At 48.6% G+C, this 15,361-nt stretch carries 14 protein-coding genes and 1 tRNA gene; 13 read left to right on the top strand and 2 right to left on the bottom strand.

The genetic code is table 11. The features are described from left to right. Positions 1–17: 17 nt before the first annotated feature. Positions 18–968: a bile acid:sodium symporter gene (locus tag ABFC84_09860; GenBank protein ID MEN6413041.1), complete on the bottom strand. Its 951-nt coding sequence runs from the start codon at positions 966–968 to the stop codon at positions 18–20. Positions 969–1,161: 193 nt separating this feature from the next. On the opposite strand from ABFC84_09860, the gene ABFC84_09855 reads away from it, so the two are divergent. Together ABFC84_09855 and ABFC84_09850 are read left to right on the top strand one after the other, a co-directional pair. Continuing rightward, on the top strand, positions 1,162–2,511 hold the full coding sequence (locus tag ABFC84_09855; GenBank protein ID MEN6413040.1) for an SH3 domain-containing protein: 1,350 nt from the start codon (positions 1,162–1,164) through the stop codon (positions 2,509–2,511). Positions 2,512–2,615: 104 nt separating this feature from the next. After that, the gene (locus tag ABFC84_09850; GenBank protein ID MEN6413039.1) at positions 2,616–4,244 is read left to right on the top strand and encodes an ATP-binding cassette domain-containing protein; all 1,629 of its coding nucleotides are present in this window, start codon (positions 2,616–2,618) and stop codon (positions 4,242–4,244) included. A gap of 52 nt (positions 4,245–4,296) precedes the next feature. Here the strand turns inward: ABFC84_09850 and ABFC84_09845 are convergent, their stop codons facing one another. Further along, a complete protein-coding gene (locus ABFC84_09845) occupies positions 4,297–5,874 on the bottom strand; it encodes a DASS family sodium-coupled anion symporter (GenBank protein ID MEN6413038.1) in 1,578 nt (525 codons plus the stop codon). Between the two features lie 171 nt (positions 5,875–6,045). On the opposite strand from ABFC84_09845, the gene ABFC84_09840 reads away from it, so the two are divergent. The 11 genes from ABFC84_09840 to ABFC84_09790 all read left to right on the top strand — a co-directional run bounded on the left by ABFC84_09840 (position 6,046) and on the right by ABFC84_09790 (position 15,310). Beyond that, on the top strand, positions 6,046–6,471 hold the full coding sequence (locus tag ABFC84_09840; GenBank protein ID MEN6413037.1) for a hypothetical protein: 426 nt from the start codon (positions 6,046–6,048) through the stop codon (positions 6,469–6,471). A 106-nt stretch (positions 6,472–6,577) separates the two neighbouring features. Continuing rightward, positions 6,578–6,784 carry an H-type small acid-soluble spore protein gene (locus tag ABFC84_09835; GenBank protein MEN6413036.1) on the top strand — a complete coding sequence of 69 codons (207 nt, stop codon included), beginning with the start codon at positions 6,578–6,580 and terminating at the stop codon, positions 6,782–6,784. 229 nt (positions 6,785–7,013) lie between these two features. Beyond that, positions 7,014–8,993 carry a sulfatase-like hydrolase/transferase gene (locus tag ABFC84_09830; protein ID MEN6413035.1) on the top strand — a complete coding sequence of 660 codons (1,980 nt, stop codon included), beginning with the start codon at positions 7,014–7,016 and terminating at the stop codon, positions 8,991–8,993. Between the two features lie 83 nt (positions 8,994–9,076). Further along, the gene (locus ABFC84_09825; protein ID MEN6413034.1) at positions 9,077–9,691 is read left to right on the top strand and encodes a TetR/AcrR family transcriptional regulator; all 615 of its coding nucleotides are present in this window, start codon (positions 9,077–9,079) and stop codon (positions 9,689–9,691) included. After that, entirely contained in the window at positions 9,684–10,658 is a 975-nt protein-coding gene (locus tag ABFC84_09820) for an efflux RND transporter periplasmic adaptor subunit (GenBank protein ID MEN6413033.1), read from the top strand. The genes ABFC84_09825 and ABFC84_09820 overlap by 8 nt, the downstream gene beginning before the upstream one ends. Then, positions 10,655–11,554: an ABC transporter ATP-binding protein gene (locus ABFC84_09815; GenBank protein ID MEN6413032.1), complete on the top strand. Its 900-nt coding sequence runs from the start codon at positions 10,655–10,657 to the stop codon at positions 11,552–11,554. Before ABFC84_09820 ends, ABFC84_09815 begins: the two co-directional genes overlap by 4 nt. Then, positions 11,555–12,463: an ABC transporter ATP-binding protein gene (locus ABFC84_09810; protein ID MEN6413031.1), complete on the top strand. Its 909-nt coding sequence runs from the start codon at positions 11,555–11,557 to the stop codon at positions 12,461–12,463. It abuts the gene before it with no gap. Continuing rightward, a complete protein-coding gene (locus ABFC84_09805) occupies positions 12,460–13,584 on the top strand; it encodes an ABC transporter permease (GenBank protein ID MEN6413030.1) in 1,125 nt (374 codons plus the stop codon). Before ABFC84_09810 ends, ABFC84_09805 begins: the two co-directional genes overlap by 4 nt. 66 nt (positions 13,585–13,650) lie before the next feature. Next, positions 13,651–14,226, top strand: coding sequence for a nitroreductase family protein (locus ABFC84_09800; GenBank protein MEN6413029.1), 576 nt, complete (start codon positions 13,651–13,653; stop codon positions 14,224–14,226). Between the two features lie 47 nt (positions 14,227–14,273). Beyond that, positions 14,274–15,119, top strand: coding sequence for a PHP domain-containing protein (locus tag ABFC84_09795; protein ID MEN6413028.1), 846 nt, complete (start codon positions 14,274–14,276; stop codon positions 15,117–15,119). A 115-nt stretch (positions 15,120–15,234) separates the two neighbouring features. Further along, positions 15,235–15,310: transfer RNA gene (locus ABFC84_09790), tRNA-Gln, on the top strand. Positions 15,311–15,361: the final 51 nt, after the last annotated feature.

Here is a 15,361-nt window from a genome sequence, read left to right as displayed (position 1 = left end):
AAGGTGTCGGGAGCTTGCTACTGTTTTTCAACCCGTTTAAAGATCCGGAATATAATCGTCGCCAACGGCTGCTGAAACAAGATGGACAGTGTCATAGGAATAGCAACTTTTTGGGGGAAGTAACTCAGGGCTATGACCAGGCCGCAGGCGTTGTTGCGAATACCTACATTATAAATCATGGCAACAACAACATCTTTGGGGCGCTTTTTTAGGACAAAGGAGCCGGCATAACCGACACAAAAGCCGGTTGTGACGATTAGCAGGGTAACCAATATAGTTTTGACAATGGTCAGATCCCAGTGAATATGCGGCATAACGATTGCAGCATTAATAAAGATAACCAGGAACATTGCCAACTTGGAAGTAGCGCCGCCGATGCTGTTGGCAAAGGCATTTACCTTTCCGCCGGTCCAATCGTGGAGCAGCATTCCAATGACGCTGGGAATGGTTACCATCAGCATGAGCCCTTTCAGCATTTGCAGGTAGTCGATCGCGACATTCTGTCCGGCAACGATATGAAAAAACAGCGGTAGCACCAGCGGAACGAGAAAAGTATCCAGCGTTACGGCAACGAGAGAGAGGGCCATGTTGCCATCCAACAGTGAAGTCCAAATGATGGAGGTTACACCGATGGGGATCGACGCTCCGATTAGATACCCCAGCCGGATATAGGGGTCGTCCGGGTAAAAGATCATACCGACTATCCAGGCGATGAACGGAGCTGCAATATGAACCAGGGCTAGCACCCACAAAGGAATCCAGGGATGCCGCAATACCTGGATAAATTGCTTCAGACTGGTGCCTAATGCTGTCGTGAATGTCATATAGGCAAATAAGACGATTACGATTTTCCGTAAAAGATGGGAATCAGGAATTCCGTAGCAAAAGCCTAAAAACAGGGCGGAGAGGACAATGAGGAACATGTTTTTGCCTAAACGGGCATTCCATTTAGTAAAAAAATCAATCATAGGGAGCCTCCTGGGGGAATATTTTACAATCGATCATTATCACATAATATTCTAACACTTTAAATGATGCTTTTATAGAGGTAAAATAAAAGCAGATAAAGCATGTGTAATAACAACAGAGAATAAATTCATTGTTTGGAGCAGTCAAAGGAGAATGGGTCAAGAGTGCTCTGAGGTAAGAAAGGAAGAAAATATGAGTCGATGGAATTGGCACTATTGGCGGAGGGCATTATTGTGCGGCATGTTTTTGGCTGCTTTGCCGATTGCCGGGTCTGCTGCTTCAGTTGGCATACCGAATGTTACCGCCGATATGACGAGGGCGGATTTTTGGGCTGACAAGCTGAATCAGCCTGACCGGCAACTGCTGGACCAGGCCGGGATCAGGCAATTTAACCGGCAGTTTATTCAGGCATTGCCGGACACTTTGTTTGATTTGCATCAATATCCGGCTGCCATCAGTAAACAGGTACTGACGGGCTATCTCCAGAGCAGCCGGATTCCTCAGGAAACGATGTACCGGAATGATGCGCCGGTTACTGCCGACTACTGCAATCGTCTTACCGCAAAACTGAATCTGGCGGCAATACAGGAGAACAATGCTGTCCGTTACGGCTTCACGGTGAACCGCACCAGTATTCGCACTTTTCCCACTGCTGATGGTGTTTTTGATAGTCCGGGAGACCGGGATTTTGATTTGTTTCAGGAAACAATTCTTGATCCGGCTGAACCGGTAGTCATATTATGGCAAAGTGATGACAACAACTGGTATTTCATCCAAGCGTATAACTACCGCGGTTGGGTGATGGCCAGTCAGGTTGCTGCTGCTCCCGATCGGGAGGTATGGCTGGATTATATGGATGAATCAGACTTTTTGACAGTAACGGGAAATAAGCTGCGGCTGTCCCTGGTTGGTGCCGATGGATCTGCCGTGAATCCGGTATTCGAAATGGGGGCCAGGCTGCCTTTAGCTGCCAGGACGGCAGCCGGCCGGGATTACCAAGTGAAACTGCCGGTGCGAAACGCTGCCGGCGGGCTGGAATTCCGGACGGCAGTTCTAGCTGCCGATGCCGATGTAGTTCCCGGCTGCCTGGCTTATACCCGGGCCAATATTCTCCGGCAGGCTTTTAAATTATACGGACAGCGTTACGGCTGGGGCGGCTTGGCTGAAGGCGTTGATTGTTCCAGCTTGATTTTGGACGTTTACCGGACTTTCGGCTTTAAACTGGCCCGTAATGCCGATGAGCAGGAAAATTCTTTTTCCCGGAATATCCGGTTCAGCCGGGACGGTGTAATGCCGCAGCAGACTTTAAGCAAGCTGCTTCCGGGATATCCGCTGTATATGAACGGGCACGTGATGCTATATATCGGGGAAGAAGGGGGAAAGTTCTATATTCTTCACGCCTTGTCAGGCTATGGGGAACCCTCAGCGGGAGGAATCGAGCCGGTTGCTGTTATGCGGGTTATTGTCAGTGATTTGACCCTTCCCCGTAAAAACGGCAAACCTTTTTGGGAAGCAATCCGCACAGCGGGAATTTTGGAATAGTCATAATCTCCCGCAGCATTGACGTGCCGGGAAAAATGTGATATTGTAAAGCAATATCGAACGCAATAGGCCGTCGAGAGGACGGCTTATTGCGTTCGATAGTTATGAATGACAGAAAGGCTGATGTTAGAATGATAAGTACCAGCGGTTTGACGCTGCGGTTCGGCAAACGGGCGCTGTTCGAGGATGTCAATATAAAATTTACACCGGGGAATTGTTATGGCTTGATTGGCGCCAACGGTACCGGAAAATCCACTTTTTTAAAAATTTTAGCCGGCGAAGTGGAACCCAGCGCCGGTGAAGTGATGATTACTCCCGGCGACCGTCTGGCGGTATTGAAGCAGAATCATTATGAATATGACGAGTTTGCGGTGCTGAAAACCGTTATTATGGGTCATTCCCGGCTATATGCCATTATGGAAGAAAAAGACGCCCTCTATGCTAAGCCGGATTTTTCCGATGCGGACGGTCTTAAAGCAGGCGAACTGGAAGGAGAATTCGCCGAGCTTAACGGCTGGGAGGCTGAGACAGAGGCAGCCCGGCTACTAAACGGCTTAGGCATTGGCGAGGAACTTCACGGCAAGTTGATGAAGGATTTGAGCGGCAATGAGAAAGTCCGGGTGCTGCTGGCGCAGGCGTTGTTCGGCAGTCCGGATATTCTGCTGCTGGACGAACCGACCAACCATCTGGATGTGGATTCCATTGCCTGGCTGGAAGAGTTTTTGTACAACTTTACGAATACGGTGATTGTAGTTTCTCATGACCGGCATTTTTTAAATCAGGTCTGCACCCATATTGCCGATATTGATTTCGGCAATATTCAAATGTATGTCGGCAACTACGATTTCTGGCAGGAATCCAGTGAACTGGCGCTGCAGCTGGCCAAGGAAGCCAACAAAAAGACAGAAGAAAAAATGAAGGATTTGCAGACTTTCATTCAGCGGTTCAGCGCCAACGCCTCAAAATCCAAGCAGGCTACTTCCCGGAAAAAACAGCTGGAAAAGCTGACTTTGGAAGATATCCGGCCATCTTCCCGCAAATATCCTTATATTGCGTTCAAATCAGACCGGGAAGCAGGGGACCAGCTGCTGACGGTGGAAAATCTCAGTAAGACCATTGACGGCGAAAGAGTTTTACATGACGTCAGCTTTCTGGTGAGCAGAGGCGATAAAATTGCTTTTGTCGGCCCGGACGGCTTGGCGAAAACAACGCTGTTCAAAATTTTAATGGGCGAGATGAAAGCCGATGAAGGGGAATTCAAATGGGGTGTCACGACTTCCCAGGCTTACTTTCCCAAGGACAATGCCGCCTACTTCGAGTCCAAACTGAATTTGGTAGACTGGCTCAGGCAGTTTTCCCGGGATCCGGATGAGACTTTTGTCCGGGGCTTCCTGGGGAGGATGCTGTTTTCCGGGGAAGAAAGCCAAAAGTCGGCCAACGTGCTGTCCGGCGGTGAAAAAGTCCGCTGCATGCTGGCGAAAATGATGTTAAGCGGAGCGAATGTGCTGTTGTTTGATGAGCCGACCAACCATCTGGATTTAGAGTCTATTACCGCACTGAACAAAGGACTGATTGATTTTGCTGGCACCATACTGGTTGTTTCCCATGACCATCAATTCGTTCAAACCATCGCCAATCGGATTATTGAGATCACTCAGGAAGGGATCGTCGATCAGCGGATGACATATGACGAATATTTGGAATGGAAGAAAACCAAGACGAAACTAAATTAAGCAAAATGCCTGCCGATTATATACCGGCAGGCATTTTGCTTAATTTAGATTATTAAATCAGCCATCTTACGATAAAGATAACGAGTGGAATGGTGAAAGCCAGGATGCCAATGACGTCAATAATCACACCGGTCCGGATCATTTTGGTAATGGGGATGAGGCCGCTGCCGTAAACAATGGCATTTGGCGGAGTGGAGACGGGCAGCATAAATCCTAGAGAGGATGATAAAGCTACTGCCACGGCAACCGGCACCGGATCGATGCCGGCCGATAAGGCGGTGGTGATTCCTAATGGCGCCAGCATGTTGGTGGCCGCAGTATGGGACGTTAATTCCGACATGACCAAAGCGAGAATGGCGAATACCGCAACCATAACTACCAGGGAATTCGCCCCGGTAGCGGCGACAATTACATTGCCGATGTACAGGGATAATCCGGTTTTATACATCAGTACGCCTAAGGAAAGACCGCCGCCGAACAGCAGGAGAGTGCCCCAGTCAATTCCCTCATTGGCATCTTTCCAGGAGAGGGTGAATTTACGGTTTTTCCAATCAACAGGCAGAATAAATAATAAAAGCCCGGCAAACATTGCCGCAGTAGCCTCAGAAAAATGTTTTTCAAATATTTTGAGTAGCGGAGCATCGGTACCGTATAGAATAGAAATAATTCCCGGTGCCAGCCAGAGAATAATCGCCACTGAAAAAGCGATAATGGCATTCCGTTCCCCCTGCTTCCAGGGCCCCAAAGAATCCCGCCTGGCTTTGATGAATTTATCGGCCCCTTCAATGTTGCTGACATCAGCCGGGAACATACGGTTGAGTACAATATAGACCAGACCGAAATAGAAAACAGTAGCAAAAATCCCCCAGCTCATCCACTGGAAAAAGCTGATTTTTACGCCGGCTAATTTATCCAGCAGGCCGACGACGATAAGATTCGGGGGAGTTCCTATAGGGGTAAGGACTCCGCCGACGGAGGCTGCATAGGCCGCCATCAGCATGATGCCGGTAGCATACTTATAGGTTGCCAGGTCGATCTTTTTGCCGGCAGCTTCATGCATATCTTTGATTGCATAGAGCAAGCCCATGGCAATAGGAAACATCATTGCAGTTGTAGCCGTATTACTCACCCAGCCGGACAGAAAGCAAGTTACCAGCCCCAAGGCAAGCAGGATCCGTTTTGGGCTGGAACCGACCCACTTCATACTTAAAATGCTGTAAGCAAATCGTTTATCCAGGCCGTGAACCATCATAGCCTGGGCCAGGAGAAAGCTGCCCATGAATAAAAAGATCAAAGGATCGGCAAAGGGAGCAAATGCTTCTTTTGGCGATACAATACCGGCCATTACCGCCAGCACCGGCCCCAGTGTGGAAGTGACGGGAATGGGCAGCGGCTCGGTCATCCACCAGGCTGCTACCAGTGTCATAATGGATAACAGAACATGCGCTTCGAATTGTAGACCGTCAAAAGGTGTAAAATATACCGCTAATGCCAATGATGGCCCCAAAATGAAACCGATCGTTCTGCGCCGTATCTCAAATTTTTCTTCTTGCGGCGTAAGCCGCGAACGCATTTGACTAAAGTCCGCAAATTTGACAATTTCCTGGTTGTCGTTTTTTTCAGTTGCCATAATTGCCTCCCAAATAAAATAATGCTACATGTAATTCTCTGAGGTACATTAGTATACCTGCCATGCAAATATGTATACATTCAAAGGGATAAAGCGGGACACCCGGTTAGAGAGTGCAGTGCTCCGTTTGTAACCGCTGACAGACCGGCGCATAGGATAGAGAGAAGGACTATGGCGAAAAAGAGCAAAAGGCAGGGAGTGAGAGACGTGCGGGAGGAAACGAAGAAGTTACTGTTTGCCATGTATACAGAAGTAAACCGGGTTGTGCCTCATCTGGGAACTGTAAACGGTCGTATGCTGGGTATGACGGAGCAGTTTTTTAACAGCGCCGTTAATTCCCTGTATACCCGGGGATTTATCAGCGGGGTGGCTATTAAAATCGGGGATGATGATGAACACCCTGCCAGTATTTCCACTGAAAATGTTTTGTTAACCCGGCGGGGAGCACGGTTTGTGGAAAAGCAAGTGGGGATGAGTGATGCGCTGCCAAAGCAGGAAAAGCTGTTTCGTTTAAAGAAAAAGGCGGCCGATATGGGCTGGGATGAACTGGCTGTCTTGATTCAAAAGGCTATCCGGGAATTCAGCGAGAACGTGTAACGCAGCTGCCATATTTTTTCTAACGCCGGTCATAGAAGATCATCTGCTTCGTATAGAAAATGCGGTACTTCAAATACTAGAGGAAAAAGGAGCTGAAGTCCGGCCTATGAAAGCAACTCGCGCCGAAGAGATCATGAAATCAGCCGCTGCTGTTGAAGTCCATTACCGCAATAATCCGGTATGGATTGAAACAGTTGACAAAGGCCGCAATGCTGCCAATGTAACTTATCTGGAAAAGGGGAATACCGTCGAGGTATCTATTACCCAATTGGAAGAGAAAGGTCCGGTAAACTATGTTTCACCCATGACCTAGACGGCAGGACGCCAAGTGGCAGCAGGCCATAGCAAGGCAAAAAAGTATGCAGTAGAAAGCCCGTAAATCATCGGTTGATGCCGAGTTTTACGGGCTTTTTACTGTGTGCAAAATTTTTTTAACATAAAGGATTGTAATATTATAGGGAAAGTAATAAGATATTTGTTGTAATTTAGCTGATTTTAGCTGATAAAGGCAAAGCAATTGGGAGAAAGGATGTTTAACGGCAATGTCCAGGTGGGAAAATTTCTTTCGCGATATTCAGCAGGATTTAAAGCTGTTTGTATTTATTCTCGGCGTATTTTGTCTATTTCGCATTGGCTTCATCATTACGCTGCATTCGTATTTAAGTGATGCTTCGACTGTAAAAGATATTTTGCTCTCCCTTTATTATGGACTGCGGATTAGTTTGAAAAGCACGGTTGGGGTAACGCTGCTGGTATTTGTTTTGGCTACAGGCGTCAATTTGCTCACCGGGAAAAACTACGGCAGAAAAATCCGGCTGGCTCTGGGGAGCGCGTATATAGCCTTGTTGACGTTATTTTTCTATGTTCGCATTCCCTATTACGAGCAGTTTCACATGGCGTTTAATCAACTGCTGTTTACTACCTTGCGGGATGATGTGGGGGCGTTATTTTACACCTTGGTGCAGCAGTATAATTTATTTTTTCGGTTGCTATGGGTAGCGGCGACATCCTTTATTTTGTTTAAATTGCTGCAGCGCTGGCTTAATACGTCGACTTTGCCATTGCCGCAGTTTTCCAAACGGCGGCAAACTCTGGCTTTTCGTGCTTTCTTGTGCGCTGTTTTAATTCTATTTGGCACCTTTGCCTGGTTTGGCGGCAGTTTAACCTATGCCTACGATATTACCTGGGAAAATTCTGCCGCGACCAAAGACGATTTATTGAATGAGGCCATATTGGATGATGTCCAGGCGTTATACCGGGCGTATATCTTACACGAACGGCTGGCCGCTTCCAACGGTTTGACAGTGGACACCGATCGCCTTGGGGAATATGGGAACTATATTGCCGGGAAAAAGCTCGACGCCGGTCAGGTGGATGACTTCTTTCGCAAGACAGCTTTGGGCTCCGGCATGGACAAGCCCCGGCATGTTTTTTTGATTATCGGCGAAAGCTACGCCAACTGGCCGCTGCTGCCGAAATACAAGGATCTTAATATTGCCAATGGCCTGAAAAGCATTATTGCCCAGGAAGATGCCGTTTATGTTCCGGCTTTTTTACCCAACGGCATGGCAACCATTGCCGGAGTCAACGGCATCGTCAGCGGTTTGCCGGAAGTCAATCTGTATATCAACTACCAGCAGGAATCCTATAAGGAACCTTATGCTACGGCTTTGGCACCTCAGATGAAAAGACTGGGTTATAAAACCCGGTTTTGGTATGCCGGACCCAGTTCCTGGGAGAGAGTCAAAGATTTTGTATTGGCGCAGGGCTTTGACGAGTTCTATGACCGCAGTGATCTTAACAGTGAGGCCGGCAATGTCTGGGGCAGTGATGATAAATATTTATTCAATCGAATTTCCGCAGCTTTTACCGACGAGGAGTCAACCTTCGATGTGATTTTAACCGTGTCTAACCATGCTCCTTTTACTGTGGATTTGGCCCAGGAAGGGTTTGACGCCGATAATATTCGGGACGGCTTGCCGGAAAAACAGCGGTCCGATGAGGAACTAATCAAAAAGCTGGGACATTTTTGGTATGCCGACAAAGTGATGAGCGGATTTGTCAGGAATATGCGGCAGCGGTATCCGGACAGCTTGTTTTTAATCACCGGCGATCATGCCGACCGGCTGAATATTGAAACGAATCCGGATTTGTATACCCGCTACGGTATTCCGCTGGTTATATACGGCAGGGGTATTGACAAGCACAGCCTGCCGCCCCGGGTTGCCGGCAGTCAGATCAATATTACGCCGACACTCATTGAATTGATTGCGCCGCCAGGCTTTACCTATTACTCCACCGCTCCCAGTCTGACCCGGGGCAATGATTTTGGCTTCAATTATGCATTTTGGATTACCGCCGGCTTTATCGGGAAAAATGATGCTCCGGCAGTTGAAGTGCTGCCGGGAGTTGAGCCGGGGGAAGTGCCGCCGGATGAAGTACAGAGAATGCAGGACATTGAAGCCATCCGGGCGGTGTCCTGGTGGCGGGTTCAGCATGGCAAGCAGACGGTTGACGATTGAAAATTTGATGGTAGACAATAACAATAGAATCTGCTATGATTTAATCAATCGATTGATTAAATCATTTGATTAGGGGGATTGAATTGAAACAGGGAAAAGATACCGAAAAAGATTCCCGGTTGAAGTTGATCGAAGCGGCGACTCCATTGTTTGCAAAACGAGGATTTGCTGCAGTATCTATAAGACAATTGGCGGAAGCAGCCGGTGTAAACAGCGCCATGATTTCCTATCATTTCGGCAGCAAGGAAAATTTGTATAAAGAGGTGCTGGAGCAGCAATTTTTTCAGGCACTGAAAATTGTTGAAGCGGTTTGGACCAAAGAACTTACGCCGGAAGAGAGAATTCAGTGTTATGGCCGGTGCATCGGCAGGATTCACAACCGGTTTCCTTATTTGCTTTCCTTTGTGCACAGCGAGCTGACCAATCCTACGGCTTGTTTTGATACGGTAATCCGCAAGTTTATCCCGGTTCTTTATGACCATTTATGCCGGATTTTTCAGGGGGGCATTGAACAGGGGCAGTTCCGTTCGGAACTGAATCCGGCTTTTATGGCTGTTTCTCTGGCCGGAATTATGAATTTTTACTTCATCATTAAACCATTGGCCAGTAAAATGCTGCCGCCGACAGTAGCCCAGGAAGAAAATTTTATTGAGCAGGCGTTGAAAATTTTTTTAAGCGGGGTGAAGCCGAATGGTTGACAAGCGGGTGATTGCCGGAATCGTTGTCTTCAGCTTACTGGTCGGAGCGGCCGGCTACAAGCTGTTTCGGCCGGCTGAAAAAGGGATTGCGGCTACCGGAACCATCGAAGTGACCCGGGCGGATATTACGGCCAAGGTCGGCGGCTATATGACCGGGTTTACTCTTCAGCAGGGGGATACGGTCAGTGCCGGGCAGATCATTGCCCACATAAGCCGAAAGGATCTGGACGCGCAACTGCTGCGGGATCGGCTGGCCCTGGACAAAGCCGAATCCCAACTGCGGGATCTGGAGCAAGGAACCCGGGAGCAGGAGCGGCAAGCTCAGGCCGCCAATGTGACGGCAAACCGGTCTGTGCTGGAAAAAGCCCAGACTGATTATTCCCGGTATCAACGGCTCTACCAGGAAGGCGGTATTTCCACTCAGCAGCTGGATGCGGCCCGTTCGGCCATGGAAGTGGCATACAATAATACGGTGGCGGCGGAACAGCAATTGAGCTTGCTGGAGGAAGGCAGCCGGCCGGAGGTTATCGAAGCCCAGCGGCTGGAGGTAGAGCGCAGCCAGGCGGTAGTGGCTGCCAGTCAGGTGCTGGCGGAAGATACCATTGTACCATCACCGTTGGACGGTCTGGTGCTGACGAAAAACTTCGAAAACAATGAATATATAAATCCCGGTATCCCTATCGCTACTGTGGGGGATATGAATGACTGCTGGGTAAAAATCTATGTGCCGTCGCCTCAGATTGGATTGCTCCAAGTCGGGCAGGCGGCTGACGTGAAGGTGGATTCCTATCCTGACCGGATATTTTCCGGGGTGATCAAAGAAATCAGCCAGACTGCGGAGTTTACTCCCCGGCAGAGCATTACTCAGCGGGAACGGGCCAATCAGGTATTTGCCGTAAAGGTAAAAATTGACAACGGTGCGGGGCTGCTTAAGCCCGGTATGCCGGCTGATGTGGTGCTGCAATGATTTGCTTGAACGGCGTAAGTAAGGAATTCGGCAGCATCAAGGCAGTGAAGGCCATCTCATTGCAGGTGGAAAAAGGTGAGATTTTCGGTCTGGTAGGGCCCGACGGTGCGGGCAAGACAACGACGATTCGTCTGCTTACCGGAGTGATGAATGCCTCTGCCGGCGAGATTCTTGTGTTAGGCAGCTCGGATCGGGAAGCGGTAAAAGGGCATATTGGCTACGTTCCTCAGCGGTTCAGCTTATACGGGGATTTGACGGTTATGGAGAATATCCGGATTATGGGGGCGCTGTACGGTGCCGACAGCCGGCAGGTGAAACAGAAGGCGACGGAAATTTTGTCCTTTACCCGGCTGCTGCCGTTTAAAGATCGGCTGGCTGACAATTTATCCGGCGGAATGAAGCAGAAGCTGGCTCTGGCCGCCGGACTGATGCATAGACCGAAGCTTCTTTTTCTGGATGAACCGACTACCGGAGTCGATCCCGTGTCCAGACGGGAATTTTGGCAGATGCTTTACCGCCTCAATAAGGAAGGTATGACTATCTTTGTTTCAACGCCCTATATGGATGAAGCCGAACTGTGCCATCGGGTGGCTTTTATGCATAACGGTACAATTGTTTGTTGCGATTCGCCCCGGCAATTAAAACAGGATTATCCGTATCAAGTACTGGAACTTCATGCTGTCAGCAAGGATATCAAACGTCAGCTTAAAGGACTGCCAATTCGCGATATCAATGCTTTTGGCGAGAAATATCACTTAATTGTCGATGATGGAGGGGCAGCGGCTCAACAAGTTCAGCAGCGGTTAGCCACTGCTGGCACGGTGGTTCAGGGGTTAAAAATTATTTTGCCGACATTGGAAGATGTATTTGTCGCGTTAGCCGGGGAGGTGGAGTAAATGACGGCTGCAGTGGAAATTTCTCATCTTACCCGAAAGTTTGGCAGCTTTGTTGCGGTGAATGATGTCAGTCTGACCATTGAAGCCGGCAGCATTTACGGCTTTCTCGGTCCGAACGGCTCCGGCAAGTCCACCACCATTCGCATGCTCTGCGGTATTTTAGCGCCTACTTCCGGCGGCGGCAGCATTTTGGGGCTGGATTTAGGGCAGAAGGGTGAAGCAATTAAAACAAAAATCGGCTATATGTCCCAGAAATTCAGTCTCTATGATGATTTGACGGTGGTAGAGAATCTGAATTTTTACGCCGGGATGTACAGCCTTTCCCGGGGAGCGAAGCGGGAAAGAATTGATCAGATGCTGGAGATGGCCGGCCTGAAGGAACGGCGACAGGAACTGACAGCCAATTTATCCGGCGGCTTTAAACAGCGTCTGGCGCTGGGATGCTCTATCATTCACCAGCCGCTGATCCTATTTTTAGATGAACCGACCGGCGGGGTGGATCCCAAATCCAGGCGCTTATTTTGGGATATCATCTACGATTTGGCGTTAGGGGGGACGACGATCATGGTGACTACCCATTTTATGGACGAAGCGGAGCATTGCGATAAAATCGGCTTCATCTATGAGGGGCGGCTGATTGCCGATGATCGGCCGGCAAATTTAAAACAGGCAATTCCCGGCGTGCTCCTGGAGATACCGGCGGCGGACCCCATTGGCGCCATGGAAGAATTTACAAGCCGACAGGGAGACTATCTGGATCTATACCCCTACGGCACAAATGTTCACGTGCTGGCGAAGCCGGAGCGGATAGCTGCCTTTTCTGCTTATAAATACGAGGTAGTTACGCCCTCGCTGGAAGATGTGTTTGTGTACTATGTGAAATCCTGCGGCAAGGAGATGGTGCTATGATTCGTTTATGGGCTTTGCTGGTCAAAGAGTTCATTCAGATGAAGCGGGACCGGCTCACATTCGCCATGATGGTCGCTTTGCCGATTGTTCAGTTGATTGTTTTTGGCTTTGCCATCAATACCGATGTCAAGCATTTGCCTACTATTGTTTTTGACCAGTCGCTGCAGCAGGAGGGGCGGGATCTTTTATCTTCTTTTGAAGCCAGCGGCTATTTTGACATAAAGTATGTTGCCGGCAGTTATCAGGCGGTAAACGATTCCATTGAATCAGGCAAGGCCAAGGTGGGGATTATTATTCCGCCGGATTTCAGTGAAAATGTAAAGCACGGCCGCAGTGCCGCAGTTCAGGTTATTGTCGATGCTTCCGATTCAATGGCGGCGTCTTCCGCCATCAGTACGGCGCAGATTATCGGCCAGTTAAAATCTCAGGAGATTCTGTTTCAAAAACTGGAGGGCATTACCGGTAAGTCCGTGTCCATGCCTTATGATATTCGTATCCGCCCTTGGTACAATTCCGATTTTGTCTCCGCTTTTTACATGGTGCCGGGCATTCTTGGAGTGGTGCTGACAATGACAATGGTCATGATCACATCAATGGCCATTGTCCGGGAGCGGGAACGGGGCACGCTGGAGCAATTGATTGTTACGCCGTTAAAGACCCATGAATTAATGCTGGGTAAGATTATTCCCTATATTTTTGTTGGTTACATGCAGGTGACTTTGGCTTTGGCGGTGGGAATCCTGGTATTTGATTTGCCGGTTCGCGGCAGCCTGCCGCTGCTGTATGGCTTGACTTCGCTGTTTATTGTCGCCTCCCTGTCTTTAGGAGTCTTGATTTCCACCGTAGCCAGGACTCAGATGCAGGCGATGCAGCTGTCCTTCTTTGTATTTTTGCCAAGTATTTTACTGTCCGGGTTCATGTTTCCCCGGGAGGCGATGCCAACTCTGTTTTATGTTATGGGCGACGTAATACCGTTGACCTTTTATCTGGAAATTATGCGGGGAATTGTGTTAAAAGGCATTGGCATTCATTTTCTTTGGACTCAGGTATTGGCGCTGATTGCTTTTATTTTGGCCACGCTGGCAGTCAGTATCATGAAATTTCAGAAAAAAATTGCGTAAAAAATAGGGGTAACCGTATTCTTGTAGAAATAGTATAAATAATAGGATTAAAGGGGGAAGCGATGGATGTTAAAAGAGCTGGTTACCAAAAACAGAAGCTATCGCCGTTTTTATGAAACGGAAAAAATTTCCCGGGAAACCTTGCTGTCTCTGGTAGATAATGCCCGGCTTTCGGCCAGCGGCGCCAACAAGCAGGCACTGCGGTATTTTATCTCTTGTGACGGGAAAACAAACGAGAAGATATTTTCTACCCTGGCCTGGGCTGGTTATTTGAGCGACTGGAAAGGACCGGAGCCGGGAGAGCGGCCTGCCGGCTATATCATCCTACTCCAGGATGAAAACTTCAAATGCGGGACTCCCGCTGATTCGGGAATCGCCGTGCAAAGCATATTGCTGGGAGCGGTGGAAGCAGGCTTTGGCGGCTGCATTGTTGCCAGCGTACAGCGGAAAAGGTTGCAGGAGGCATTGGATATTCCTCCAAAATATGAAATTCTGCTGGTGGTGGCGCTAGGCAAGCCGAGAGAATCAGTGGTTATTGAAGAAATCGAAGCAAACGGCGACATTAAATACTGGCGGGATGAACAGCGGGTGCATCATGTGCCAAAACGCAAGCTGGAGGATATCGTTATAAACTATAAATAAAACAGCCATCATTGTTATTACTGATTTGAGCAGGAAAAGGTGAGAACTTGAGACGAACCCCAATTGGTAAAGTAGATTTGCACATTCATACGACCGCTTCCGACGGAACCTGGAGTGCGGAAAAGCTGACGGAAGAAGTTAAGAAGGCAGGTATTGATTTATTTTCCGTTACCGATCATGATACGGTTGCCAACACGGCTGCAGCACAGCAGGCTGCAGCCGCGGCTGGCTTAGCCTTTTTAGCGGGAGTCGAATTGACATCAACGATTCGGGATCAGTCCTTTCATATTCTCGGCTATGGAATCGATCCTTTATCCGAGCCTTTGCGAAAACTGGCGGAGCATAATACGGTTCTCATGGAAGAAACCGACCGGGACAGCATTAAAAAATTGATTGATGACGGCTTCCTCATTGATTACGATGAATACTGCCGTTATCAGCATGAACCGGCTCGGGGAGGCTGGAAATCGTTAAGCTTTTTGATTGATAAGGGATTTTGTCGGGATATCCATGACTTTTTTACCAATCTGTTTACGGCAGAGCGAAATATTGTTTGGCCGGCTTTCCCGTCTCCGTCAACTGTAATACAAGTCATTAAAAAGGCAGGGGGAAAGGCCGTTCTGGCTCATCCCGGCAGTGGCTTTCACGGTTCCTGTTTGGAGGAGACTCTTGACTTTTTTGCCGGTGAAACCATTGACGGCGTGGAATGTTTTCATCCCGGGCATGATACGGTAGTGACCCGGCAGGCGGTAGACTGGTGTAATCGATATCATTTGCTGATTACCGGCGGCTCCGACTGTCATGGTGACTTTGTAGCGGAGCGTCATTTAGGGCAGCCGGAAATTTATTTTGGTCAATTGCGGCTAGCGGGGTTGGCAGATAGGATTCAATAAAAGAAACTCCAAATGTCTATAATTTCTATAAAAATTTTTTACTATAGGTTTGCATAATACTAAAACTTCTGCTATAATAAATCATGTTCCGGCTGAGAAGCCGAGCATCATACATTGGGGCGTCGCCAAGTTGGTAAGGCACGGGTCTCTGACTCCCGCATGCGTTGGTTCGAGTCCAGCCGCCCCAGCCATTTTTTTGACTCACTAGCTCAACTGGCAGAGCAACTGACTCTTAATCAGTA

It is taken from the genome of Veillonellales bacterium, from assembly GCA_039680175.1.
Taxonomy (GTDB): domain Bacteria; phylum Bacillota; class Negativicutes; order JAAYSF01; family JAAYSF01; genus JBDKTO01.
The sequence above is the reverse complement of the archived record's forward strand: the minus strand, read 5'-3'. Positions and strand labels throughout refer to the sequence as shown.

What these genes read in the sequence shown, in the direction of transcription:
- ABFC84_09860 (MEN6413041.1), bottom strand. Translation starts at nt 968, where the DNA reads ATGATTGATTTTTTTACTAAATGGAATGCCCGTTTAGGCAAAAACATG.
- ABFC84_09855 (MEN6413040.1), top strand. Translation starts at nt 1,162, where the DNA reads ATGAGTCGATGGAATTGGCACTATTGGCGGAGGGCATTATTGTGCGGC.
- ABFC84_09850 (MEN6413039.1), top strand. Translation starts at nt 2,616, where the DNA reads ATGAATGACAGAAAGGCTGATGTTAGAATGATAAGTACCAGCGGTTTG.
- ABFC84_09845 (MEN6413038.1), bottom strand. Translation starts at nt 5,874, where the DNA reads ATGGCAACTGAAAAAAACGACAACCAGGAAATTGTCAAATTTGCGGAC.
- ABFC84_09840 (MEN6413037.1), top strand. Translation starts at nt 6,046, where the DNA reads ATGGCGAAAAAGAGCAAAAGGCAGGGAGTGAGAGACGTGCGGGAGGAA.
- ABFC84_09835 (MEN6413036.1), top strand. Translation starts at nt 6,578, where the DNA reads ATGAAAGCAACTCGCGCCGAAGAGATCATGAAATCAGCCGCTGCTGTT.
- ABFC84_09830 (MEN6413035.1), top strand. Translation starts at nt 7,014, where the DNA reads ATGTCCAGGTGGGAAAATTTCTTTCGCGATATTCAGCAGGATTTAAAG.
- ABFC84_09820 (MEN6413033.1), top strand. Translation starts at nt 9,684, where the DNA reads ATGGTTGACAAGCGGGTGATTGCCGGAATCGTTGTCTTCAGCTTACTG.
- ABFC84_09815 (MEN6413032.1), top strand. Translation starts at nt 10,655, where the DNA reads ATGATTTGCTTGAACGGCGTAAGTAAGGAATTCGGCAGCATCAAGGCA.
- ABFC84_09810 (MEN6413031.1), top strand. Translation starts at nt 11,555, where the DNA reads ATGACGGCTGCAGTGGAAATTTCTCATCTTACCCGAAAGTTTGGCAGC.
- ABFC84_09805 (MEN6413030.1), top strand. Translation starts at nt 12,460, where the DNA reads ATGATTCGTTTATGGGCTTTGCTGGTCAAAGAGTTCATTCAGATGAAG.
- ABFC84_09800 (MEN6413029.1), top strand. Translation starts at nt 13,651, where the DNA reads ATGTTAAAAGAGCTGGTTACCAAAAACAGAAGCTATCGCCGTTTTTAT.